The following is a 22,190-nucleotide window of genomic DNA, read 5'->3' as shown; positions in this document are numbered from 1 at the left end:
CGACAATCCTTCCAGTCGCAATTCGAGAAGTTGATCTTGTCAAGCTCGACGCCGTCGAAAAGGCACTCAACGAAGTTGCCTGCGAAGGTCTGTTCTGATTGAGCCCTGCCTGAGAAGCGAATTCGCCTTAGGTCCGCCAAGCCTAAAGCCTCGAACCTGTCTCCAGGAACATGAACGTTTTGATCTCCATGAGTCGAAAATAGCATTCCGCGCACGATCATAATTCCGAGTTATGAAATGGAGTGGTTCAAAAATCTCGTGGCCCAGTATAACCAGAGGTTGTGGGAATTTTCCAGCGGCGTGGGATGCTACCTTCCTCTCAACCTCTCCAGCATCTCCCCCGTGGCAAATCCATCCGCCGGGGCCCCAATGGACGCCTGGAAATTCCGGAGTCCTTCCCGCGTCAGGCTGCCGAATTGGCCGTCGGGGGTGCCGCGGTAGAAGCCGCGTTGGGCGAGGAGTTGTTGCAGTTCGAGGCGTTCGCTGCGGGACAGCACGCGTTCGTGGCGCGGCCAGGGCTGGACGAAGGGCGGACCGCCGCGCAGGCGGTCGGCGAAATGGCCGATCGCCAGCGCATAGGCTTCGGCGGGGTTGTACTTCATGATGACGCGGAAATTGGTCAGCATCAGGAAGCCGGGGCCTTCGGCGCCGGCGGGCGCCAGCAGATAGGCCTTTTCGCCGCCGCGCGGGAACGGCTGGCCGTTCGGGCGGCGGACGCCGAGCTCTTCCCATCGCGCCAGCGTCAGCATCTGCTTGCGGTCGGCCTTCATGTAGTCGAAGCCGCGCGGCACCGCGACCTCGTAGCCCCAGGTCTGGCCGCTCTGCCAGCCGTCCTTCTTGAGGTTGTTGGCGGTCGAGGCGATCAGGTCGGCGGGATTGTCGACGACGTCGCGGCGGCCGTCGCCGTCGGCGTCGACGGCGAAGCGCTTGAACGCGGTCGGCATGAACTGCGTCGGGCCGAACGCGCCGGCCCACGAGCCGCGCAACTGCTCGGGACGCAGATCGCCGCGATGCAGGATCTCCAACGCGGTGAGGAATTCGTCCTTGAAGTAGTTTTGGCGGCGGCCGACGCAGGCCAGCGTCGCGGTCGAGTTCAGCACATAGCGGTCGCCCATCTGGGTCGAGTAGTTCGACTCGATGCCCCAGATCGACGCAATGATGTAGCGGTCGACGCCATACGCGCGCTCCACCGCGTCGAATTGCGGCTTGTATTGCGCCAGGATCTCGCGGCCCCGCGCCATCCTGTTGTCGTTCACCAGGATGTCGAGATACTCCCAGATCGCCTTGGTGAATTCCGGCTGCGAATCCATCAGGTCCATCAGCCGCAGATCGGGCGACAGCCCCGCGGTGAAGCGCGCGAAGCTGTCGCGCGAGATGCCGCGGCGCTGAGCGTCCGGCCAGAAGCCGGCGACGCAATTGTCGAAATTGGCGGCGGCCTCGCGGATCGCCTGCGCGGTCATCGTCGGATGGCCGGAGCCGCCGTCCTCGCCGCTCCACGGCGGCGCAGCGCTGCTGCCTTGCTGCGAAGCGGGCTTTTGCGGGCCGACATTGGCGGGCTGCGGCGCATTCGGCGCGGCGCTCTTGCCGCCGAACAGATTGAACACGTCGAACGGGTTCTGCGCCTGCGCGGCGCCCGTGTGCAGCACGGCGCCGAGTACGGCCATCCCTGCGACCCGCGCTAGCCTGTTGCCAGTTTCCGTCATGCTCGGTCCGATCCCGCTTGCTCGATAGAGCCCCCGCGGTCAGGAGGCCTCGTCATGGTTTCGATCAGCTTAACAAGGCGTTGTTTTGGCGTCGGCGGTGCGGTGGCGGACCGGGTTCTCGCGGCCCGCCATCCGCCTTGACCGCCGGGCCGTTCCCGGATGGAGATGCCGGAAGATCAAGTCTCACTGGCGCCACGCAATGCTCGGCATTCACGATTTCTGGCTGTTCGTCGCCTCCGGGCTGCTGCTCAATGTCACGCCCGGGCCGGACACCGCCTTCATCCTCGGTCGCGGGCTTCAATTCGGTTGGCGCGGCGGTGCTGCGGCGGCGCTCGGCGTCAGCGCCGGCTGCCTGGTGCACGTCACGGCGGCGGCGGTCGGACTGTCGGCGCTGCTGATGGCCTCGACGCTGGCCTTCACCGCCGTCAAGCTGATCGGCGCAGCCTATCTGGTCTGGCTCGGAATCGGCATGCTGCTGTCGCGCGCGACCAGCTTTGCGGCGGCGTCGGACGATGCGCCGACGCTGCGGCACGCGCAGGTGTTCCGCCAGGGCATGCTGACCAACGCGCTCAACCCGAAAGTGGCGCTGTTCTTCCTGGCCTTCCTGCCGCAATTCGTCGATGCCGAGGCGCCTCACAAGGCGCTGGCGTTCCTGGTGCTCGGGCTGATCTTCGTCGCCAACGGCACGCTGTATTGCCTGGCGCTGGCGGCGTTCGCGGCGCGGGCGTCGGATCGGCTGCGCCGCTCCGGCCGGGTGCTGCAATGGATCAATCGCGGGCTCGGCGCGCTGTTCGTGGCGCTCGGCCTGCGCGTCGCGCTGATGCAGGCGCGCTGACCGCGCATCAGCCGAACATCTTCACCAGCGTCTCGGCGGACAGATAGCAGCCGAGCCCGATGATCGAGATCAGAAACCAGCGCCGGAACACGTCGGGGTGCATGCGCGTTCGCACCGCCTGGCCGGCGAACATGCCGGCGAAGGCGGCGACCAGCGCGACCCCGCCGGGCAGCGCGGTGGCGACCGACAGCAGTCCGGCGTCGGTGAGGTTGAACGCCAGCGCCAGCGTCGCCGTGGTGAAGAACACGCCGAGCGCCTGCACCAGCTCGTCCTTCTCCATCCCGATCGCCTGCATGAAGGGCATCGACGGGATCACCTGCACGCCGGTCGCGGCCGAGACCACGCCGGTGACCAGCCCGACCGGGCCGCCGACCCATTTCTCGTGCGCGCGGGAGACATGGAAGCGCATCTTGCTCAGCCCGAGTAGGCCGTAGATCACCAGCAGCCCGCCCAGCACCAGCGTGCCGTAGCGCGCATAGGGGCCGGTCATCAGTCCGGAGCCGAGCCGGATGCCGATCACGGTGCCGAGCATCAGCGGCCACAGCCGGCGGATGATGTCGCGCAGATAGGGTCCGGCGAAGGTCTGCCAGATGTTGGTGACGATCGCCGGCACGATCACGATCGCGATCGCCTGCGCCGGCGGCATGATCACCGCGAGCAGGCCGATCGACACCGTCGGCAGGCCGAGGCCGATGACGCCCTTGACGAAGCCGGCGAAGGCAAACACGGCGGCGATGAGGAGAAGAAGCGGATCGGGCATCGCGGTACATTGACGCAATGGGTAGCCGGGCACAATGTGGAGGCTCCAGAGTCAGCCTTCGCTATATCCGAAGGCAGCGGGGACGCCATGCGGTTCGACCTGGTCGACCTTCAGTTGTTCGTCGCGGTCGTGGAGGCGCGCAGCATCACGGGCGGCGCGGCGCGGGCGCATCTGGCGCTGGCCTCGGCGAGCGCTCGGATCCGCGGGCTGGAGCAGGCGCTCGGTGTGACGCTGCTGCGCCGCGGCCGCCGCGGCGTGGCGCCGACGGCGGCGGGTGAGAGCCTGTTCGGCCACGCCCGGGTGGTGCTGCAGGACGTCGAGGTGATGCGCGGCGATCTGGCCGCCCATGCGCGGGGCCTGAAGGCCAGCGTCCATCTGCTCGCCAACACCGCCAGCCTTTCGGAGCATCTGCCGAAGACGCTGGCTGAATTTCTGGCTGCGCATCCCGATTTCAACGTCGAGGTCGAGGAACGCGAAAGCGCCGAGATCGTCGCGGCGATCGCGGCCGGCGCCGCGGAAGTCGGCATCGCGGTCGACACCGCGGTGCCGGACACGCTGGAGCGCTTTGCGTTCTGCGACGATCGCCTGGTGCTGGTGCTGCCGCCGCACGATCCGCTGGCGCAGCGCCGCGGCATCCGTTTGGCCGAGGTGCTGCAGCGGGATTTCGTCGGGCTTTCCGGGCCGAACGCATTGCACGCGCACGTCGCCGCGCAGGCGGCGCGGCTCGGCGCGCGGCTGCGGTTTCGCGCCCGATTGCGGGATTTCGCCGGCCTGTGCCAGCTGGTCGAGGCCGGGGTCGGCGTTGCGGTGATGCCGGAGACCGCGGTCAGAGCCAACGCCAGAACCATGCGGATTCGGGCGGTGCGGCTGCTGGACGAATGGGCCAGCCGCAAGCTGGTGATCTGCGCCCGCAGCCTGAAGGCGCTGCCACGGCCGGCGCAGCAGCTGGTCGCGCATCTGCGCCGCTCGGCGCCGCCCTGACCGCCGGTGCTCAGCCGTTGAGGATCTTCATCGCGGCCTCGTGGACGCGCTTGTCGCCGGCGGCGACGATGCGGCCGCCGTTCTGCGCCGGCTGGCCTTCCCAGGTGGTGATGACGCCGCCCGCGCCGGTGACGATCGGGATCAGCGCCGCGACGTCGTAGGGCTTCAGTTCGGTCTCGATCACCAGATCGAGCTGGCCCGCCGCCAGCATGCAATAGGCATAGCAGTCGCCGCCGAACCGGGTCAGCCGGGTCTCGGCCTGCACCCGCTCGAAGGTGGCGCGGTCGGTGTCGTTCATCAGCAGCGGCGAGGTGGTGAACAGCGTCGCGTCCTTCAGCGTCGCGCAGCGCCGCACCGTCAGGCGGCGCTCGCCGGACGGGCCCTTGTACGATGCCGAACCATTGTCCCCGGTGAAGCGCTCGCCGATGAAGGGCTGATGCATCATGCCGTAGACCGGCGTTCCCTTGTGCAGCAGCGCGATCAGCGTGCCCCACACCGGAAAGCCGGCGATGAAGGATTTGGTGCCGTCGATCGGATCGAGCACCCAGACGTAATCGGCGTCCTCGCGCTCGTTGCCGAATTCCTCGCCGACGATGCCGTGCTGCGGGAAGCTCGCCTTGATCAGCCGGCGCATCACCGCCTCGCCGGCGCGGTCGGCCTCGGTCACCGGATCGAAGTCGCGTCCCGGCTGCTTGTTGTCGATCGTCAGCGAGGTGCGAAAGAACGGCAGGATGGTGTCGCCGGACGACGTTGCGAGGCGTCCGATAAAGGCGGCGAAATCGATGACCGTCACGGGCGTTCCTTGTCAGTCTGGGGTTACACTGCACGAGGTCCTAGGCTTGCCTGAAACCCCGCCCGTCCGCCTCACTTATTATGGCTGCTGAGCCGCGGTCCAGAGGTTGAACCATCCTTCGCACGCGCCATTCACATTTTTCGGATGGCATTGCGATCGGTTCGTTTTAGGCCGGCTTGGCGGCCGCAACAGCAGCTGGAACCCATGCTGTTTTGTCGCAGGCGGAACGCGGGAATCGATTTTATCTCATTGATTTGGCTCAAAGAAATTGAGCGTCCCCAAGTGCGTATCTGGTGCTCTGACATGCGTTTTTTGCATGGAAAACGGCGCGAAAACACTTGCGCTTTGTGCGCCGCGGTCGCACATTGTTGCGGTGCGGTAGCGCCTCGCGCTATCGCTGCCCTCCTTGGGCGTTTCCTCCCTAGACTTGGGCCGCTTGCCATCGCAAGCGGCCCTTTTTTCTTTTGGCCTTTTGCGCGCCGCGCGACTGTCAGCGAGTCTTGTCAGTCCGCGCTTCGTCGGCCAGCGCCTCGTCGGCATGTGTCGTCGCCGCCATGCCGGCCGGCGCCATCAGTCTGCATCACCGGCCCGCGCATGATGCTTGTTACTCTGCAGCGGTCTGCAACGGTCCGAGATCGGCCTGCGGAATCGTGGCGAGCGCGTCGGCCAGCACGGTGAAATCCTCGGCGACCCGCTCGAAGCGCTCGCTGCGCTGGCGCAACCGTTCGTCCATATAGATCGCGCGGTTGAGTTCGACCTGCACGGCGTGCAGGCCGTTCGACGGGTCGCCATAGTGCTCGGTGATGAAGCCGCCCGCATAGGGCTTGTTGCGGCCGACCGAATAGCCTCGCGCCGCCAACGTTTCCTCGACCAAAGCGGGAATCAGCGGCGCGCAGCTGGTGCCGTAGCGGTCGCCGATCACGATGTCGGGCCGTCGCGGCTCGTCACGGGCGACGCCGACCGACGGCATCGAATGGCAATCGACCAGGATCACCGTGCCCCAGCTCTGGTGCGCCTTGTTCACCAGCCGGCGCAGCGCGCGATGATACGGCTTGTACAGCGTCTCGATCCGGCCGAGCGCCTCGTCGACCGGAATCCGCTCGCGATAGATCTCCTGGCCGTCGCCGACCATGCGCGGAATCGTGCCGAGCCCCCCGGCGACCCGCATCGAGCGGGTGTTGGCGAAACTCGGCAGCCGGCCGTGGAACATGCGGGGATCGAGTTCGTAGGGTTCGCGATTGACGTCGATATAGGACCGCGGAAAATGCACCCGGACCACCGGAAAGCCGCGGTCGTAAAGATGGTCGATCAACTCGTCCATGAACGAGTCCTCGGAGCGCCGCAGCGCCTCGAGGTCGATCCGGGAAGCGTCGAGGAAGGCGTCCGGATACACCGAACCGGAATGCGGCGAATTGAAAATGATCGGAGCACGCCAGACCGCCGGCTCGGCGATCGCAAAGGCCGGCGAGAATTCGTCGTCGAAGCCGGTCATCGTTGTCCGTCGTCCGTCAAATCGCCGACCTCCGGCTCGCCACAACCCTGCGGTGATATCTTGAACGATTGTCGGCGTTCGCTCCGGTCGTGCCAAGCAAAATCATTCCAAGCCGGGGCTAACGGGCGTCGTCGCGGAAAGTGCCGCGGATTGTTGCTTCGCCGGGGGATCGGGCGCAGAATCGATTTGACCTGCGAAAGGCCCGCGGCGGAAACTTCACCCGAAATTTACCGAGACGCCGTCTAACTGAATCGTAGTTCTCCGATCCGGATTGAAGCCAGCCCCATGCACAAGATTCTCCTCGCCGAAGACGACAACGACATGCGCCGGTTCCTGGTGAAGGCGCTGGAAAACGCCGGATTTCAGGTGTCCTCCTTCGACAACGGCATGTCGGCCTATCAGCGGTTGCGCGAAGAGCCCTTCGAGATGCTGCTGACCGACATCGTGATGCCGGAGATGGACGGCATCGAACTGGCTCGGCGCGCTTCGGAACTCGACCCCGACATCAAGATCATGTTCATCACCGGTTTTGCCGCGGTGGCGCTGAATTCGGATTCGGAAGCGCCGAAAAACGCCAAGGTCCTGTCCAAGCCCGTGCATCTGCGCGAATTGGTCAGCGAAGTGAACAAGATGTTGGCCGCCTAATTCCTTCTTTCGCGTCCTTGCCTAGCTCCTCAGGAGCCGATATAGGGACGCGTCCCGACTTCGACGGCGTTTAGGGCGCGTAGCTCAGCGGGAGAGCACCTCGTTGACATCGAGGGGGTCACAGGTTCGATCCCTGTCGCGCCCACCATCCCTGCCGGAATCCTCTGGCGGGACTGCCGTCTCATCCCCGGCCGACGATTCGGACGCAGACCCACCGATCCTCCGCTTGCGTGGTCATCTGCCCGGTTCGGCCGCGCTTCCGGCGCGGTAGCGCAGCCCGTCGATCAGCAGGCCGACCATGCGGCGCGTATGCGCCGGGTCGCCGCCGGGTGCCGAGGTGCAGAGCTGCGCCACCGCCTTCAGCAGATCGAACGGTTCGATGTCGCGCCGGATCTCGCCGGCCGCACCGGCCGCATCCAGCAGCGCCTGCAGCGCCGGCCGTAGCTTCTGCTCGAAATAGGCCGGCAGGCTGTCATAGGCCGGGTCGCCCGAATACAGCGCCGCGGCGAGCCCGCGTTTGGTGGCCACGAAGTCGACATAGCGTTGCATCCAGAGGCTGAGCGCTTCGAACGGCGCATGCGACGCGGCCAGCTCCGCTGCCGCCCCCGCGCAGGCATCGACCCCGTTGCGAAACACCGCGACGATCAGGTCCGACCGCTGTGGGAAGTGGCGATACAGCGTGCCGATGCCGACGCCGGCCTTCTCGGCGATCTCCCGCACCGGCGCTTCCACCCCGGAGGTCGCAAACACCGTCAGCGCCGCGTCGAGCAGCGTCTTCAGATTGCGCTGCGCATCCGCGCGGACCCGCCGCGGCGTGCCTTTCGGCGGCGGCTTTTCGGACACGAGAATACCTCTTGATAAACGGAACAATGTTCCGTATAAGGAGTTGCCGGTCCGTTATCTCACATCGATGCCTGCCGGGCTACGCAGCATCGGTGCCAGCAACCCAGGCCCAGAACCAATAAGCCGCTTCGCGGTTAGCGCTTTCTCCGTCCCGTGCAGCGATGCGGCGGATGCCGCCGGCTGCGCCTTTGTATCAAAACATCCTCGAAGGAGACCACATGACCGCCGATCGAAGTGCTGCTTCAGCCGGATCGATCCGGATCAATGGAGTCGACTGCCCGGTCCCGTCCGATCCCCGCGTCTCCCTGCTCGACCTGCTGCGCGAGACCCTGCATCTCCACGGCACCAAGAAGGGCTGCAACCAGGGCGCCTGCGGCGCCTGCACCGTGCTGGTCGACGGCGAGCGCATCGTCTCGTGCCTGACGCTCGCCGTGCAATATGCGGGGCGCGGCGTCACGACGATCGAGGGCCTCGCCGACGACCACGGGCTGCATCGGTTGCAGCAGGCCTTCATCGATCATGACGGCTTTCAGTGCGGCTATTGCACGCCGGGCCAGATCTGCTCCGCAATCGGCATGGCGGCCGAGCTGAAGCGCGGCCTGCCGAGCCACGTCACGCAGGACCTCGGCAGCGAACACATGGCGTTCAGCCACGACGAAGTCCGCGAGCGGATGAGCGGCAATCTGTGCCGCTGCGGCGCGCACAACGGCATCATCGATGCGATCAGCGAAACCTATGCGGAGGCTGCGGAATGACTCCTTTCGATTATTCCCGGGCCGGCGATGTCGCCGAAGCGCTGCGGGCCGGCGCCGGCGTGCAGACCAAGTTTCTCGGCGGCGGCACCAATCTGATCGACCTGATGCGGGAAACGATCGAGCGCCCGGCGGCGCTGGTCGATATCACCGGTCTGCCGGCCGAGATCACCGCGCGCGACGACGGCGGCCTGCTGATCGGCGCGGCGGTGCGCAACACCGCGCTGGCCGAGCACCGCGCCGTGCGGACGCGCTATCCGATGCTGTCGCGCGCCATTCTGGCGGGCGCCTCGGCGCAGATCCGCAACATGGCGACGGTCGGCGGCAATCTGCTGCAGCGGACGCGCTGCGCTTACTTCTACGACGATGCCGGCTCGCGCTGTAACAAGCGCCAACCGGGGCAAGGCTGCGATGCCATCGACGGCTTCAACCGCAACCACGCCATCCTCGGCGCGTCGGAGTCGTGCGTGGCGACGCATCCGTCGGACATGTGCGTGGCGCTCGCCGCGCTCGATGCGGTGGTGCATCTCGCCGGCAGCGGCGGCCAGCGCACGTTGCCGTTCAACGACGTCCATCGGCTGCCGGGCGATCGGCCGGACCTCGAAACCATGCTGCGGCCCGGCGAACTGATCACCGCGATCGAACTGCCGGCGCAGCCGATCGCGGCGCGCTCGACCTATCGCAAGGTGCGCGACCGCTCGAGCTACGCGTTCGCGCTGGTCTCGGTCGCGGCCGCGGTGGAGGTCGAGCGCGGCAGCGTCAAGGATTTGCGGCTGGCGCTCGGCGGCGTCGCGCACAAGCCGTGGCGCGCGCACAAGGCCGAGCAGGCGCTGCGCGGCGGTCCCGCCACGGTCGAGGCGTTTCGCGCCGCGGCCGAGGCCGAACTCGCCGACGCCGTGCCGCTTCGCGACAACGGCTTCAAGATCGAACTGGCAAAGCGCACCATTATTGCCGTGCTCGGCGAACTGGCAGGAGTGGCCCGATGAGGATCGCGGAAGAAACCAAGCAGGCCATGCGCGGCGCGATGCAAGGCGCGATGGAGAAGGTGATCGCGCTGGCGCCCGACAGCTGGATGCCGGGCGGCCAGCCCGATCCGCTGATCCTCAGCAAGCACGGCCAGATCGGCGCCTCGGTGCCGCGCGTCGACGGTCCGCTGAAAGTCCGCGGCGCGGCACCTTTCGCGGCCGAGTTCGCGCTCGACGGCATGGTCTATGCCGCGCTGAAATTCAGCACCGTGCCGAAAGGCCGGATCGCGTCGCTCGAGACCACGCAGGCGGAGGCGGCCCCCGGCGTCGTCGCGGTGATGACCCATCGCAACGCCCCGCGCATGGCGCCGATGCCGATGTTCATGACCGCCGAAAAAGCCGGCGGGAGCGACGAACTGCCGATCATGCAGGACGATCGGATCTACTGGAACGGGCAGCCGGTCGCGGTGGTGGTCGCCGAGACTCAGGAGCAGGCGGACTACGCCGTTTCGCTGATCCGCGCCACTTACGAATCCGACGCGGCCATCACCAGCTTCGCGACCGCCAAACGCAAAGGCACCGAGCCTGCCCTGTTCATGGGGCAGCCGCTGAAGGTGGAAAAGGGATCGGCCGACGCGGCGTTCAAGGCCTCGGCCGCCAAGGTCGACGAGACCTACACCACGCCGCGGCACAATCACAATGCGATCGAGCCGCACGCCGCCACGGTGACGTGGGACGGCGATCGGCTGATCGTGCACGATGCCTCGCAGGCGGTGTCGCACACCGCGTGGTCGCTGGGCCAAGTGTTCGGCATCGCCGAGGATCAGGTGCGTGTGACGTCGCCCTTCGTCGGCGGCGGTTTCGGCGGCAAGTGCCTGTGGCAGCATCAGGTGCTGGGCGCGGCAGCCTCGAAGCTTGCCGGCCGCCCGGTCCGGATCGCGCTTTCGCGCGAGGGCGTCTATCGCCTGATCGGCGGCCGCACGCTGACCGAGCAGCGCGTCGCCCTCGGCGCCGATCCGGACGGCCGCTTCAACGCCATCATCCACACCGGCGCGGTGGCGATGAGCAACCACAGCGTGATGCCTGAGCCGTTCATCCTGCCGACGATGTCGAGCTATGGTTCGCCGAACATCAAGCTGGACGTCCAGGTGGCGCGGCTCGACATGCTCGCCAACACCTTCATGCGGGCGCCTGGCGAATCCGTCGGCACCTTCGCGCTGGAATCCGCGATCGATGAGCTGGCGGTGGCGCTCGGCATGGACCCGGTCGAACTGCGCATCCTGAACCAGCCGGACGAGGACCCATTGAAAGGCACGCCGTTCTCGTCGCGACACATCGCCGAGGCGTGGCGCGCCGGCGCCGAGCGGTTCGGCTGGTCGAAACGCAACCCGACCGCCGCCAGCGTGCGCGACGGCGAATGGCTGGTCGGCACGGGCTGCGCCACCGCGACCTATCCGTATCACCGGATGCCGGGCGGGGCGGCGCGGATCACGCTGACGCGTGACGGCGCGGCCAAGGTCGAGGTCGCGGCGCACGAGATGGGAATGGGCACCGCCACCGCCCACACCCAGGTCGTTGCCGAACGCCTTGGGCTCACGCGCGATCAGGTGAGCTTCGCCTATGGCGACTCGCTGATGCCCGGCGTCGTGCTCGCCGGCGGCTCGCAGCAGACCGCCTCGATCGGCGCCTCGGTGATCGCCGCGCATCACGTGCTGATCGCCGAGCTGCTCAAGCTCGCCGGCAACGACTCGCCGCTGGCGGGGCTGGGCGCCGACGAGGTCGGCACGGTGAATGGCGGCCTCGCCAAGCTCGACGATCCGTCGCGGCACGAGAGCTACGTCTCGATCCTCACCCGCTCGGGCCGCGATCACGTCGCCGTCGAAGGCAGCGCCTCGGCGCCGCTCGAGACCCAGCATTGGTCGATGCATTCGTTCGGCGCGCTGTTCTGCGAGGTCGGCGTCAACAGCGTCACCGGCGAAGTCCGGGTCCGGCGTTTTCTCGGATCGTATGATTGCGGCCGCATCCTCAATCCGAAGACCGCGGCGAGCCAGTTCCGCGGCGGCATCATCATGGGCCTCGGCCTGGCGCTGATGGAGGAGACCCAGCTCGACGACCGCAACGGCCGGGTGATGAATCCGAGCTTCGGCGATTATCACGTCCCGGTGCATCTCGATGTGCCGGCGATCGACGTGATCTGGACCGACATTCCGGATCCGCGCGCCCCGATGGGCGCCCGCGGCATCGGCGAGATCGGCATCACCGGCGTCGGCGCCGCCGTCGCCAACGCGGTCTTCAACGCCACCGGCAAGCGCGTGCGCGATCTGCCGGTCACGCTCGACAAGTTGCTGTGAGCTGCGGGTCGGCGGCGAGGCCCGCCGGTCCGAAAACGTCGACGCCGACGTCGAACGGCCTCCCGAGCGGGAGGCCGTTTGTCGAGAGCGGATCGATTGCAGCGGGGCGTCGTTGCCCCGGACCTTCAGTCTGCGTCGGGCGGCGTGACGCCGGTGCAATCGCGGCATTGCCGCTTGCCGTGGGTGGCGATGCTGAGGCTCTTGCAGACCAGCCGCTTGGCCATCACCTGCAGCGGGCTGCGGGCGAGCTGAAGCATGAAATACATCTCGATCATTCGTCCATCTCCGAAGGTCGTTCGGAGATGGGGGCGGCGGGGGGTGCGTAGAAGTGCCGCAGGCGGCGGAGCTGCCATGCAGAATTAGATGCATCTGCATTAAAAGCGGCGGGGCGGCCCGGCGCCGTCGACATCCTCGCTGAACCGGTGCGACCGGGCGATCAGCAGGTCGAGAAAGCATCGGGCCCGCAGCGACATCCATTGCGTGTCGGCATAGACCGCATTCAACGGCAGCGCCGGAACGGCGAATTCCGGCAGCACGATCTCCATCTCGCCACTTCGCACCGCATCGGCGGCACTCCACGCCGGCAGAATGGCGACGCCGAGATTCTGCAGCACCGCCTGCTTCATCGCATCGGCGTCGTCGACCATAATGGAGGCGGAGATTTGCACGACATGGCGCCCCAGCTCGGAGTCGAAGGCCCATTGGTTGGCCGGCGACAGCCGCGCGTAGGCGATGCAATGCAGGTTCTTCAGATCGCCGGGGAGCTGCGGCTGCGGCTGCCGGCGCAGATAGGCCGGCGTCGCCACCAGGAAACGCCGCACCAGGCCGATCCGCCGCGCCTTGAGTGAGCTGGACTCCAGATCACCGATCCGCAACGCCAGTTCGATGCCGTCCTCGACCAGATTGACGGTCTGTTCGCTGAACCGGATGTCGACCTTCACCTGCGGATAGTCGCGCAGATATTGCTCGATCACCGGCATGATGTAGTGCCGGCCGAACGACGACGGCACGCCCAGCCGCAACATCCCGGTCGGCACCGCCGGCGCCTCCGCGATGCTCGCCCGCGCCATCTCGATACAGCTCAGCGCCTGCCGTGCCAGGTCGTAGATGCGGTGGGCCTCCCGGGTCGGCGTCAGCTTGCGGGTGTTGCGCATGAATAGCTGCGAGCCGAATTCCTTCTCGAGCAATGCGATCCGCTTGCTGACAGCCGGCTGGCCGAGACCGAGCTCTTTGGCGGCGCCGGAGAAACTGCCGCCTTCCATCGTCTTCACGAACGCTCTGAGGCAATCGAGACGATCCATCGATCATTCCTGAGTGGAATAAATCATATCCTGTTCATTCCGTAGACGCCCGTCAAGGCCGCTCCTACGCTGCGATCAACCAGAACAACAACTCATCCAAGGGAGGCTGACATGAAGCGGACGATCGGAATCATCGGGGCCGGCGTGGGCGGCCTGCATCTGGCCCTGTACCTGCAGAAACACGGCGTCGACGCCGTCATCATCACCGATCGCGAGCCGTCCGACTATCGTGACAGTCGCCTGCTCAATACCGTGGCGCACCATCACGTCACCCTCGCGCGCGAGCACTATCTCGGCATCGATCAGTGGTCGGCCGCCGAGCTGCACTACACGTATCACGACCACGTCTTCAATTTTCCCGAGCCGTTGCGATTTCGCGGCGACTTCAGCAGGCCGAGCCGCGCGGTGGACTACCGCGTCTATCTGCCGGTGCTGATGGAGGAATTCATGCGCCGCGGCGGCAAGATCGAATGCCGCAGGATCGAGGAAGACGATATCCCGGCGCTGGTCGATCGCTTCGAGCTGCTGGTGGTGTCGACCGGCAAGGGCGGCTTCGGGCAGTTGTTTCCGTATCGTCCGGATCTCACGCCCTACACCCAGCCGCAACGTCGCCTCTGTGTCGGGCTGTACAAGGGCGTCCGGCAGAACAACCCGATGAATGTCACGCTGTCGGTCTCACCCGGCCACGGCGAGATGATCGTGATTCCGACCCTGACCTTCGACGGCATCGCCACCGCGCTGCTGATGGAGAATGTGCCGGGCGGCGATCTCGAAGACCTCGCGACGCTCGACTATGCGAAGAACCGGGCGCATTTCCTGGACACGTTGCTGGCGAAGCTCGAGAAACATCACCCGACGACGTTCGACCGGATCGACACCGCGCGCTTCGACCTCGCGCAGGAGCAGGATCTGCTGCAGGGCGGCGTGGTGCCGACGGTGCGCAACACCACGTTCGAATTTCCCGACGGCAAATGTGCGATCGCGCTCGGCGACGTTCATTCGGTGGTCGACCCGATGATGGGGCAGGGCGCCAACATGGCTTCTTACGCCGCCTTCGTGCTCGGCGAGGAGATCGTCGCCAGCGAGGTACTGGATGTCCGCTTCTGCGAGAAGGTCGATCTGAAACGGCAGGACCGTGTGCTCGCGGCGTCGCGCTGGACCAATCTGATGCTGGCGCCGCCGTCGCCATCGCTCGGTGCGCTGCTCGGCACGATGGGCCAGAACAAGGCGCTGGCCGACGAATTCACCGAGAATTTCAACTATCCGGAAGTGCAGTGGGACCGGATTTCGACCCCGCGACGGATCGAGGCCTGGATCGCGCGTGCCAGCTCCGAGCGCGCGCAGCAGCCGCAGGCGGCGTGAGTGGTGTGGGCTTAAACCCCGTCATTGCGAGGAGCGAAGCGACGAAGCAATCCAGCTCGGTGCACTGCGCTGGATTGCTTCGCTTCGCTCGCAATGACGGAGAGAGAGTTGATGGAGAAGACCAATGCATTGCCTCACCGTACTGTATCCGCCGCCGGACGATCCGGCCCGCTTCAAGGATTACTACGTCAAGATTCACGTGCCGCTGGCGAAGCAATTGCCCGGGCTGGGATCCTGCGCCTACGGCTTCCCGGCGCCGCTCGGGCCCGGCGATGCGCCGTTCTGTGTGTTCACCGCGTTGTTCGATAGCGCCGAGGCGATGGGGCAGGCGCTGCAATCGGAGATCGGCGCCAAGGTCGCCGCCGACGTGCCGAACTACTCGCCGAAGGGTGCGCAGCTGATGCACTATGCGGTGGAGGGCTGAGCGATGCCGCGCGCCGATCCGGAGCGGTTTCGCGCGGCGGCGTCACGCTTCGCCACCGGCGTGACGGTGATCACGGCGCTCGACCGAGACGGCGAGGTCTGCGGCATGACGGTGAACAGCTTCGTCACCGTGACGCTGTCGCCGCCGACGGTGCTGTTCCTGGCGAAGCCCGGCCGTACCCGGGCGGCGATCACGGCGAGCGGCCGCTACGGCGTCAACGTGCTGGCGGACACCGCGGCAGCGCTGTCCAGCCACTTCGCCGGCCGCGGCGCTGCCCGCCACGACCTTCGCTACGAATGGACCGACGCGCTGCCGCGGCTGCCCGACTGTCTCGCCTTCTTCGCCTGCAGCCTGGTGCGACAGATCGAGCTCGGCGATCATCTGATGCTGATCGCCGAGGTCACCGCCTGCGATCATCGCGACGACGCACCGCTGGTGTTCTTCGGCAGCCGCTATCACGCCGGCGCCGGTGTGCCGGCGCTCGACGCCTGACCGGCCCGGCTGGGTGCGGCGCGCGGGATCGCGCACCGCGCCCGTCGCGGCCGATCAGCCGTGCAGCTTGATCGCGGTCTCGGCGATGGTCTTGCCCTGATAGCGCGCGCCGGCGAGTTCGTTGGCGCTCGGCTGCCGCGCGCCGTCGCCGCCGGTCAGCGTGGTCGCGCCGTAAGGGGCGCCGCCGGTGATTTCGCCGAGCGTCATCTGGCCCTGGAAGCCGTAATTGAGGCCGACCACCACCATGCCGAAATGCAGCAGGTTGGTGATGATCGAGAACAGTGTGGTTTCCTGGCCGCCGTGCTGGGTCGCGGTCGAGGTGAAGGCGCCACCGACCTTGCCGTTCAGCGCGCCCTTCGCCCACAGCCCGCCGGCCTGATCGAGGAAGTTCGCCATCTGCGACGCCATCCGGCCGAACCGGGTGCCGGTGCCGACGATGATCGCGTCGTAATTGGCGAGATCGTCGATGGTCGCGACCGGCGCGGCCTGGTCGAGCTTGTAGTACGACGCCTTGGCGACGTCCGGCGGCACCAGCTCGGGGACGCGCTTGATATCGACCGTCGCGCCGGCCTCGCGCGCGCCTTCCGCGACCGCATTGGCCATCGTCTCGATGTGGCCGTAAGCCGAGTAGTAAAGAACCAGAACCTTCGCCATGGGAGTCTCCGTTGGGGTGGGGATGGGTGGGGAGTCGTCGAGTTGTTAGTCAGCCGTCATGGCCGGGCTTGACCCGGCCATCCATCTCCTTCGTCAGGACTCTCTTGCGAAGAAGGATGGATGCGCGGGTCAAGCCCGCGCATGACCTGAGGGAAGCGATGCGACGCCATGCCAACGCACGGCGCCGCTTCGGGTTTGCGGCTGCAGCCTTACGCCGCGTCGACCAGCACCAGCTCGGCGTCTTCGAGCGCGGTGATCGTCAGCCTGGCTTCGTTGCGGATCGCGGCGCCGTCGCGGGCATCGACACGGACGCCGTTGACCTCGACGCTGCCCGCCGCCGGCACCAGATAGAGATGCCGGCTGGCGTCGGCGTCGTATTCGGCGCTCTCGCCGGCCTTCAGCGTGGTGGCGAGCACCCGCGCATCGGCCCGGATCGGCAGTGCGTCATGGTCGCCCTTGAGGCCGGAGGCGATGGTGACGAGCTTGCCGGAGCGGTCGGCCTTCGGGAACGGCTTGGAACCCCAGGTCGGCTGGCCGCCGGCCTGCGTCGGCTCGATCCAGATCTGGAAGATCCGGGTGGTCTCGGGCTCCAGATTGTATTCCGAATGCCGCACGCCCGAGCCTGCGCTCATCACCTGCACGTCGCCGGCCTCGGTGCGGCCGCGGTTGCCGAGCGAATCCTCGTGGGTGATGGCGCCGTCGCGGACATAGGTGATGATCTCCATGTCGCGATGCGGGTGCGGCGGAAAGCCGGTGTTGGGAGCGATCTCGTCGTCGTTCCAGACCCGCAGGGCGCCGTGGCCCATTTTGGCAGGGTCGTAATAGCTCGCGAACGAGAAGTGATGCCGCGCCTTGAGCCAGCCGTGGTCGGCGCCGCCGAGCTTGTTGAAGGGTCGAACTTCGATCATGGGAAATCTCCCGTGTTTGGCGCCGTCATCGGGCGCCGGTGAGGTGTTGGGTATTGGAATAGTGGCTCGCTTGCATTTCAGAAATAGAAATGATTGAAACTAATTGTTTCCAATAACGTCCTAATGCGAGCTGAGGCATGACCAAGCTGCCGGATTTCGAAGCGCTGGCGATCTTCGCCAAGGTCGTCGAGTTGCGATCCTTTGCGGCCACCGCGGCCGAGCTGGCGCTGTCCAAGGCGACGGTGTCGAAGGCGGTGACGCGGCTCGAGGCGCGGCTCGGCGCCCGGCTGTTCAATCGGACGTCGCGGCGGCTGGCGCTCACCGACGCCGGCCAGCGGCTGGCCGAGCGCGCCGCGCAATTGCTCGCCGACGGCGAGGCGGCGGAAAGCGAGGCGCTGGCGCAGTCGGCCGCGCCGCGCGGCCTGGTGCGGCTGGCGGTGCCGATGACCTTCGGCGTCAAGGTGATCGCGCCGCTGCTGCCGGACTTCCTCGCCGCCTATCCCGAGGTCTCGATCGACCTGCATCTGTCGGATGCGATGGTCGATCTGATCGGCGAGGGCTTCGACGCAGGCGTGCGGATCGCCTCATTGCCGGATTCGTCGCTGGTGGCGCGGCGGCTGTGCGCGATGCCGCGCTACACGGTGGCATCGAAGGCCTATCTGGCGCAGCACGGCCGCCCGACGCATCCGATGCATCTCGCCGCGCATCGCTGCTTCGGCTACGCCTATTTGTCGACGCCGAATGTCTGGACCTACACCAATGCGGAAGGCGAACAGGCGTCGGTGCGGCCGTCCGGCCCGCTCCGTGTCAACAATGGCGAGGCGGTGCTGCCGGCGGTGATCGCGGGGCTCGGCATCGCCGATCTGCCGGAGTTCATCGTCGGCGACGCCATCGCTGCCGGCGCGGTCGAGGTGATCCTGCAGGGCTGGCACCAGCGCGAAGGCTCGGTGCATCTGGTGATGCCGCCCGGCGGCCCCCGGCCGGCGCGGGTCGAGGTGCTGGCGGCGTTCCTGGCCGACCGGCTGGGGCCGAAGCGCCGCCTCCCGAGCTGAGCGCGCGCGTGCTGGCGCGACGCGCTCAGTTCAGATTGACGTTGAACTCGTAGGATTTCTCCGGCCCGACCAGGGTGAATTTCAGCGCCGCGCCTTCGGCATGCGCGCCCGAAGGCAGACCTTCGAGGGGAAAGGTGAAGCGTTGCACGCCCTCCGGTGCATTCGGACTCCGTTTCGGGATCGGCAGCGCCCAGTCCGGCGTCGGGCCTTCGACGAACAGGCGGACCTCGTTCGCCGGAGGCGCGACGACATCGACCCACACTTCGGTATCGCCGCGCAACACCACGTCGCGGATCGTCAGCGGATTGGGATCGCCGACATTGGCCGGTACCGGAACGGTGTCGAGCGCCGCGGCGAGCGCGCTGTCCTGCGTACTCGCCACGTTGTTGAAGGCGAGTTCGGCACTGGCTTCGACCGGAACGCACAGCTTCTCGCACACCGCGTAGCTGATCGCGGCGCGCAGCGTCACCGGCTTGTCGGCATTCTTCGCCACAATGCGCAGCGGCAGCACGACATGCGACTCGTAGCCGAGCGACGTGCCGCCCGCACCGTCGGGGAAGGCCGTCGGCGCCGGCCACAGGATCGTCACCGCCTCGACATTGTCGGACTTGGAGAAGTCGAACCGCGGCGGCACGCCGGAATCGCCCGGGGTGCGCCAATAGGTCTTCCAGCCCGGCTGCAACTGGAACGCAATTCCACCCAGCAGCACCGCGCCGCTGCGCGACCCGGCGAGCAGCCGCACGGCGGAATAGGGTTCATTGATCCACGGCGAGGCGTCGTCGGCGCGCGCGCCGGCGCAGACGACGAGGAGAGCGGTGAGCAGGGCCGCGCGGAGCGGAACGATTGCGATCATGTGACGTATTTACGCACTGGGACCAGGAAGAACCACTGAATTGGCCGTGATTCGGCGGCCAGCCTGCGGCGACTGGTTGATTGACAGGATGCGCACCCAATATCAGGATAATGATGCAACGCGAGGATCCCTGATGGTGACTAAGTCCAAAAGACCCAAGTCAGGCGATAGATCGGGCCGAGAGCCCGGCAACGCGGGGCCGATCGAGCAGGGCGACTATCTCGACGGTCAGTTGCTGATCGCGATGCCGGTGATGGAAGACGAGCGCTTCGCGCGGTCGGTGATCTACATCTGCGCGCATTCCTCGGAAGGCGCGATGGGCATCATCGTCAATCGCCCCGCCGGCAGCATCGATTTTCCCGAATTGCTGGTGCAACTCGACATCGTCGAGAAGCCCGAGCAGATCAAGCTGCCGGATCACGCCGAGTCCATGAAGGTGTTGCGGGGCGGGCCGGTGGAAACCGGCCGCGGCTTCGTGCTGCATTCGAGCGACTTCTTCATCAAGGACGCGACCCTGCCGATCGATGACGGCATTTCTCTGACCGCGACCGTCGACATCCTCCGGGCGATCGCCAGCGGCGCCGGCCCGAAGCACGCCATCCTGGCGCTCGGCTATGCCGGCTGGGCGCCGGGCCAGCTCGAGACCGAGATCCAGGACAATGGCTGGCTGCATTGCGACGCCGACGCGGATTTGGTGTTCGGCAACGACATCGAAGAGAAATACGACCGCGCGCTGCACAAGCTCGGCATCGAGCCGGGCATGCTGTCGGCCGAAGCCGGCCACGCTTAAAGTGTCTTCGAGGCAACTGCATTTATATTGCGACCAATCGGTGCACCATTTCAGAATCAGCTCTGACGTAATGACTCGTCTTCGACTCTATCCGGCTAGTGCGGGAAACGCCCGCCATAGCTTCGACCATCGAGGCGGACAGGATGATCGAGTTCGAAGAACATAGTGTATGCATATGAGATATGGGACGAAAATCCCGTAAGATCGTTGTGGGCGATGACTTCAAAGACCACGCTTGTCGGGTCATTGTATCCAAATCCCGGCGCAATTAGCCATGATGACCCCATAGTTTCCAAGCCAAGACGGGCATACTTCGAACGTGTGTTCAAAAATCCGATCAGTCTCTCAGAGACCGAAAGACGTTCAACGGAAAATGCGAGTCCCCATTCTCCACGCATCATTCCCCTTGGAGCCAATGGCCGCTCAATTGCTGCTGGAGGAGAATCTTGTGATAGATTGATCGGTCCCTCTATCTGTTGAAGTCTGTTTTGCAGCCGAAGTCCGATTCGAAAATCGTCAAGAAATACAATCCGATTTTCATCCGCTACTATACGCAGATCACCGAGTTCCATGAGTCTGTTCAATCTTTCAGAATTACATAGACGCATTGGAATTCCTCATGCCGCCCATTTGTTCGATGCATCTGCTATGTCCCAATATACGAGTCGATAATCTGCGAGTATCCCTGATGACAACACGAAGGCACTCGTTTTCTGCCGATTGAAGCGATACTGAAAAACCAACTGTCCCATCTCAAAAACGCGCTTAAATGCATTGAACGGGAAGCTAGCGAACCTTGGGCGAAGAGCCGACGTGTATCCGTGCTGCAGGAGCCAAGTGCGAGTGCGGGCTTCGCTGTCCGCGGATCCTCGGAAGTCGGCTCCAAAGCTGGGGAGAACATTTTGGCAGATGCTATGTAGTCGCGATTTTGTCCTCTCTTCCATTGAGACTGTTGAGAGCACTTCTATCGAAAAATTGTGAGCTCTGATGTGGGAATATTGAGCTGGGTGCATCGGTAGTCCATAGCAAACGAATTCTGGGATCGTATCGCCTCGCTGTAGATCGCTAGCATCAAAACCGGGGCCAAGGATCTCCGCGCGCCAGCATCCATCGCCATCGACGCCCAAGTTGATTGTGGTCAAATTTGTCAAGCGATTCGTTGGTTCTAGCGCAATAACGCCCCTTCCGGCTGTAAGCAATTGAGTCGTATATTCAGCAGCTTGGTCGAGGGAATAGCTATTACCCCCCCGCACGTATGATGCATTTTCCTTCCGCCTGTCTGTTCTTATCATGACTCGACTGTTCCCGATTACTTGGGAAAAATGTTGAAGCACGCCCCTTACCCCGGGAGTGGAAGGGATGATTTGATCCGGGTCTAGGAGCACTGCATTCAGCGTGGTTCCGCCCAAGCTGCGAAGCAAGCACATCGTATTCCACTTTGGGTAACGGTCGGCTTCGGCTTGGCAAAGGAGTTGATCGAGACTCAGAGTTTGCAACAACATGTGAGCATTCCCGACAAGCTTTTAAGCACTTCGGCGCCGCAAGTTATTCAAATCTTGAGGGAGAAGCATTTTGCATGCGAGCTTTGTCCGGACCATACGATCGACAAATGCATGCTCGCGCCAATTGAAATAGGGGCTAATGCCAAGGAGGTCTGCACATACGCGCCTAACAAATTGTCGGCCAAACTTGTGTGTTGCGCGCCAAAACTCGTAACGACCTCGATCGGTAGATAGCATTATATAGGGATCGCCGCGATAATTCTCGAAAGCGGCTGTGTCGCCGCAGACCGAAGGCTCGGCTCCAGCTTCCAGGAAAGCATTCCGGACCGCCGAACAGCGTTTCCCCATTGGGATCAGATGCAGATGGGCATGGTCGCAACAACCTGCGCCAAGATCGCAACTATCGGCGGCGCCATGCTCTGCAATGATAAAATCGCCGTACAATTGAGCGAGTCGCTCACGCGCATCTTCGGCTAAAGCCAAGCCCGCCTGCCTCTCGCCATGAGGGAGCGATGCATACGATACGGCATGCTTTCTTGGCAAAACGAGGCTGTACCCGTCAACGAAGCAGCCGATGGTGGGCATCACTACAAATCCATCTCGCTCGCAAGAAATCCTCGATTTCTCAGTCAGCGGACGTCTGAACTCCTCGCAAAAATCGCACATGACCAGATCTCGCTCTGTCGTTGTGACAAGCGAAATCTGCCGCTGAATGATCTTAGTGAAAAGGTT

Annotated in this window: 23 protein-coding genes and 1 tRNA gene; 12 read left to right on the top strand and 12 right to left on the bottom strand. The window is 65.1% G+C overall.

The window, feature by feature from the left end; translation table 11 throughout:
* Positions 1 to 308: 308 nt before the first annotated feature.
* Complete coding sequence (locus RPB_RS22765; protein WP_011443387.1) at positions 309 to 1,703, bottom strand: lytic murein transglycosylase; 1,395 nt, start codon at positions 1,701 to 1,703, stop codon at positions 309 to 311.
* A 199-nt stretch (positions 1,704 to 1,902) separates the two neighbouring features.
* Here RPB_RS22765 and RPB_RS22760 point away from each other — a divergent pair, with 199 nt between their 5' ends.
* The gene (locus RPB_RS22760; protein ID WP_011443386.1) at positions 1,903 to 2,538 is read left to right on the top strand and encodes a LysE family translocator; all 636 of its coding nucleotides are present in this window, start codon (positions 1,903 to 1,905) and stop codon (positions 2,536 to 2,538) included.
* Positions 2,539 to 2,545: 7 nt separating this feature from the next.
* Here the strand turns inward: RPB_RS22760 and RPB_RS22755 are convergent, their stop codons facing one another.
* Positions 2,546 to 3,298: a sulfite exporter TauE/SafE family protein gene (locus RPB_RS22755; RefSeq protein WP_041798434.1), complete on the bottom strand. Its 753-nt coding sequence runs from the start codon at positions 3,296 to 3,298 to the stop codon at positions 2,546 to 2,548.
* 87 nt (positions 3,299 to 3,385) lie between these two features.
* Here RPB_RS22755 and RPB_RS22750 point away from each other — a divergent pair, with 87 nt between their 5' ends.
* Positions 3,386 to 4,279: a LysR family transcriptional regulator gene (locus RPB_RS22750; RefSeq protein ID WP_011443384.1), complete on the top strand. Its 894-nt coding sequence runs from the start codon at positions 3,386 to 3,388 to the stop codon at positions 4,277 to 4,279.
* 10 nt (positions 4,280 to 4,289) lie between these two features.
* On the opposite strand, the gene hisN is transcribed toward RPB_RS22750, so the two are convergent.
* Together hisN and RPB_RS22740 are read right to left on the bottom strand one after the other, a co-directional pair.
* Complete coding sequence (hisN, locus tag RPB_RS22745) at positions 4,290 to 5,072, bottom strand: histidinol-phosphatase (RefSeq protein ID WP_011443383.1); 783 nt, start codon at positions 5,070 to 5,072, stop codon at positions 4,290 to 4,292.
* A gap of 604 nt (positions 5,073 to 5,676) precedes the next feature.
* Positions 5,677 to 6,564 carry an N-formylglutamate amidohydrolase gene (locus RPB_RS22740; RefSeq protein WP_011443382.1) on the bottom strand — a complete coding sequence of 296 codons (888 nt, stop codon included), beginning with the start codon at positions 6,562 to 6,564 and terminating at the stop codon, positions 5,677 to 5,679.
* A 285-nt stretch (positions 6,565 to 6,849) separates the two neighbouring features.
* Here RPB_RS22740 and cpdR point away from each other — a divergent pair, with 285 nt between their 5' ends.
* Entirely contained in the window at positions 6,850 to 7,209 is a 360-nt protein-coding gene (cpdR, locus tag RPB_RS22735) for a cell cycle two-component system response regulator CpdR (RefSeq protein ID WP_011443381.1), read from the top strand.
* Between the two features lie 73 nt (positions 7,210 to 7,282).
* Positions 7,283 to 7,357 (top strand) — tRNA-Val (locus tag RPB_RS22730).
* An 86-nt stretch (positions 7,358 to 7,443) separates the two neighbouring features.
* On the opposite strand, the gene RPB_RS22725 is transcribed toward RPB_RS22730, so the two are convergent.
* On the bottom strand, positions 7,444 to 8,052 hold the full coding sequence (locus RPB_RS22725; RefSeq protein WP_011443380.1) for a TetR/AcrR family transcriptional regulator: 609 nt from the start codon (positions 8,050 to 8,052) through the stop codon (positions 7,444 to 7,446).
* A 218-nt stretch (positions 8,053 to 8,270) separates the two neighbouring features.
* On the opposite strand from RPB_RS22725, the gene RPB_RS22720 reads away from it, so the two are divergent.
* The 3 genes from RPB_RS22720 to RPB_RS22710 are packed head-to-tail and all read left to right on the top strand — an operon-like array spanning position 8,271 to position 12,120.
* The gene (locus RPB_RS22720) at positions 8,271 to 8,807 is read left to right on the top strand and encodes a 2Fe-2S iron-sulfur cluster-binding protein (protein WP_011443379.1); all 537 of its coding nucleotides are present in this window, start codon (positions 8,271 to 8,273) and stop codon (positions 8,805 to 8,807) included.
* Positions 8,804 to 9,790, top strand: a complete 987-nt coding sequence (locus tag RPB_RS22715) for an FAD binding domain-containing protein (RefSeq protein WP_011443378.1) — start codon at positions 8,804 to 8,806, stop codon at positions 9,788 to 9,790. Before RPB_RS22720 ends, RPB_RS22715 begins: the two co-directional genes overlap by 4 nt.
* Positions 9,791 to 9,840: 50 nt before the next feature.
* A complete protein-coding gene (locus RPB_RS22710; protein WP_198135194.1) occupies positions 9,841 to 12,120 on the top strand; it encodes a xanthine dehydrogenase family protein molybdopterin-binding subunit in 2,280 nt (759 codons plus the stop codon).
* A gap of 125 nt (positions 12,121 to 12,245) precedes the next feature.
* Here the strand turns inward: RPB_RS22710 and RPB_RS24985 are convergent, their stop codons facing one another.
* Together RPB_RS24985 and RPB_RS22705 are read right to left on the bottom strand one after the other, a co-directional pair.
* Positions 12,246 to 12,395 (bottom strand): hypothetical protein, encoded by a 150-nt coding sequence (locus tag RPB_RS24985; RefSeq protein WP_198135139.1) that lies wholly within the window; start codon positions 12,393 to 12,395, stop codon positions 12,246 to 12,248.
* 99 nt (positions 12,396 to 12,494) lie between these two features.
* The gene (locus RPB_RS22705; RefSeq protein WP_011443376.1) at positions 12,495 to 13,421 is read right to left on the bottom strand and encodes a LysR family transcriptional regulator; all 927 of its coding nucleotides are present in this window, start codon (positions 13,419 to 13,421) and stop codon (positions 12,495 to 12,497) included.
* Between the two features lie 111 nt (positions 13,422 to 13,532).
* Here RPB_RS22705 and styA point away from each other — a divergent pair, with 111 nt between their 5' ends.
* The 3 genes from styA to RPB_RS22690 all read left to right on the top strand — a co-directional run bounded on the left by styA (position 13,533) and on the right by RPB_RS22690 (position 15,699).
* Positions 13,533 to 14,783: a styrene monooxygenase subunit StyA gene (gene styA, locus RPB_RS22700; protein ID WP_011443375.1), complete on the top strand. Its 1,251-nt coding sequence runs from the start codon at positions 13,533 to 13,535 to the stop codon at positions 14,781 to 14,783.
* A 124-nt stretch (positions 14,784 to 14,907) separates the two neighbouring features.
* A complete protein-coding gene (locus tag RPB_RS22695) occupies positions 14,908 to 15,207 on the top strand; it encodes an EthD family reductase (RefSeq protein WP_011443374.1) in 300 nt (99 codons plus the stop codon).
* 3 nt (positions 15,208 to 15,210) lie between these two features.
* Positions 15,211 to 15,699: a flavin reductase family protein gene (locus tag RPB_RS22690; protein ID WP_011443373.1), complete on the top strand. Its 489-nt coding sequence runs from the start codon at positions 15,211 to 15,213 to the stop codon at positions 15,697 to 15,699.
* A 54-nt stretch (positions 15,700 to 15,753) separates the two neighbouring features.
* Here the strand turns inward: RPB_RS22690 and wrbA are convergent, their stop codons facing one another.
* Together wrbA and RPB_RS22680 are read right to left on the bottom strand one after the other, a co-directional pair.
* A complete protein-coding gene (gene wrbA / locus RPB_RS22685; protein WP_011443372.1) occupies positions 15,754 to 16,353 on the bottom strand; it encodes an NAD(P)H:quinone oxidoreductase in 600 nt (199 codons plus the stop codon).
* 209 nt (positions 16,354 to 16,562) lie between these two features.
* The gene (locus RPB_RS22680) at positions 16,563 to 17,261 is read right to left on the bottom strand and encodes a pirin family protein (RefSeq protein WP_011443371.1); all 699 of its coding nucleotides are present in this window, start codon (positions 17,259 to 17,261) and stop codon (positions 16,563 to 16,565) included.
* 137 nt (positions 17,262 to 17,398) lie between these two features.
* Between RPB_RS22680 and RPB_RS22675 the strand changes: the two genes are divergently transcribed.
* Positions 17,399 to 18,313 (top strand): LysR family transcriptional regulator, encoded by a 915-nt coding sequence (locus RPB_RS22675; protein ID WP_011443370.1) that lies wholly within the window; start codon positions 17,399 to 17,401, stop codon positions 18,311 to 18,313.
* Positions 18,314 to 18,338: 25 nt separating this feature from the next.
* Here the strand turns inward: RPB_RS22675 and RPB_RS22670 are convergent, their stop codons facing one another.
* Complete coding sequence (locus RPB_RS22670) at positions 18,339 to 19,166, bottom strand: protein-disulfide reductase DsbD domain-containing protein (protein WP_011443369.1); 828 nt, start codon at positions 19,164 to 19,166, stop codon at positions 18,339 to 18,341.
* Positions 19,167 to 19,299: 133 nt separating this feature from the next.
* Between RPB_RS22670 and RPB_RS22665 the strand changes: the two genes are divergently transcribed.
* Positions 19,300 to 19,956, top strand: a complete 657-nt coding sequence (locus RPB_RS22665) for a YqgE/AlgH family protein (RefSeq protein ID WP_011443368.1) — start codon at positions 19,300 to 19,302, stop codon at positions 19,954 to 19,956.
* A gap of 95 nt (positions 19,957 to 20,051) precedes the next feature.
* On the opposite strand, the gene RPB_RS24765 is transcribed toward RPB_RS22665, so the two are convergent.
* Together RPB_RS24765 and RPB_RS24760 are read right to left on the bottom strand one after the other, a co-directional pair.
* Positions 20,052 to 20,528, bottom strand: a complete 477-nt coding sequence (locus tag RPB_RS24765) for a hypothetical protein (RefSeq protein ID WP_011443367.1) — start codon at positions 20,526 to 20,528, stop codon at positions 20,052 to 20,054.
* A 951-nt stretch (positions 20,529 to 21,479) separates the two neighbouring features.
* Positions 21,480 to 22,043: a hypothetical protein gene (locus tag RPB_RS24760; RefSeq protein WP_157038888.1), complete on the bottom strand. Its 564-nt coding sequence runs from the start codon at positions 22,041 to 22,043 to the stop codon at positions 21,480 to 21,482.
* Between the last annotated feature and the right edge of the window lie 147 nt (positions 22,044 to 22,190).

The sequence above is a fragment of the Rhodopseudomonas palustris HaA2 genome (genome assembly GCF_000013365.1).
In the GTDB taxonomy this organism is placed as follows: domain Bacteria; phylum Pseudomonadota; class Alphaproteobacteria; order Rhizobiales; family Xanthobacteraceae; genus Rhodopseudomonas; species Rhodopseudomonas palustris_J.
The sequence above is the reverse complement of the archived record's forward strand: the minus strand, read 5'-3'. Positions and strand labels throughout refer to the sequence as shown.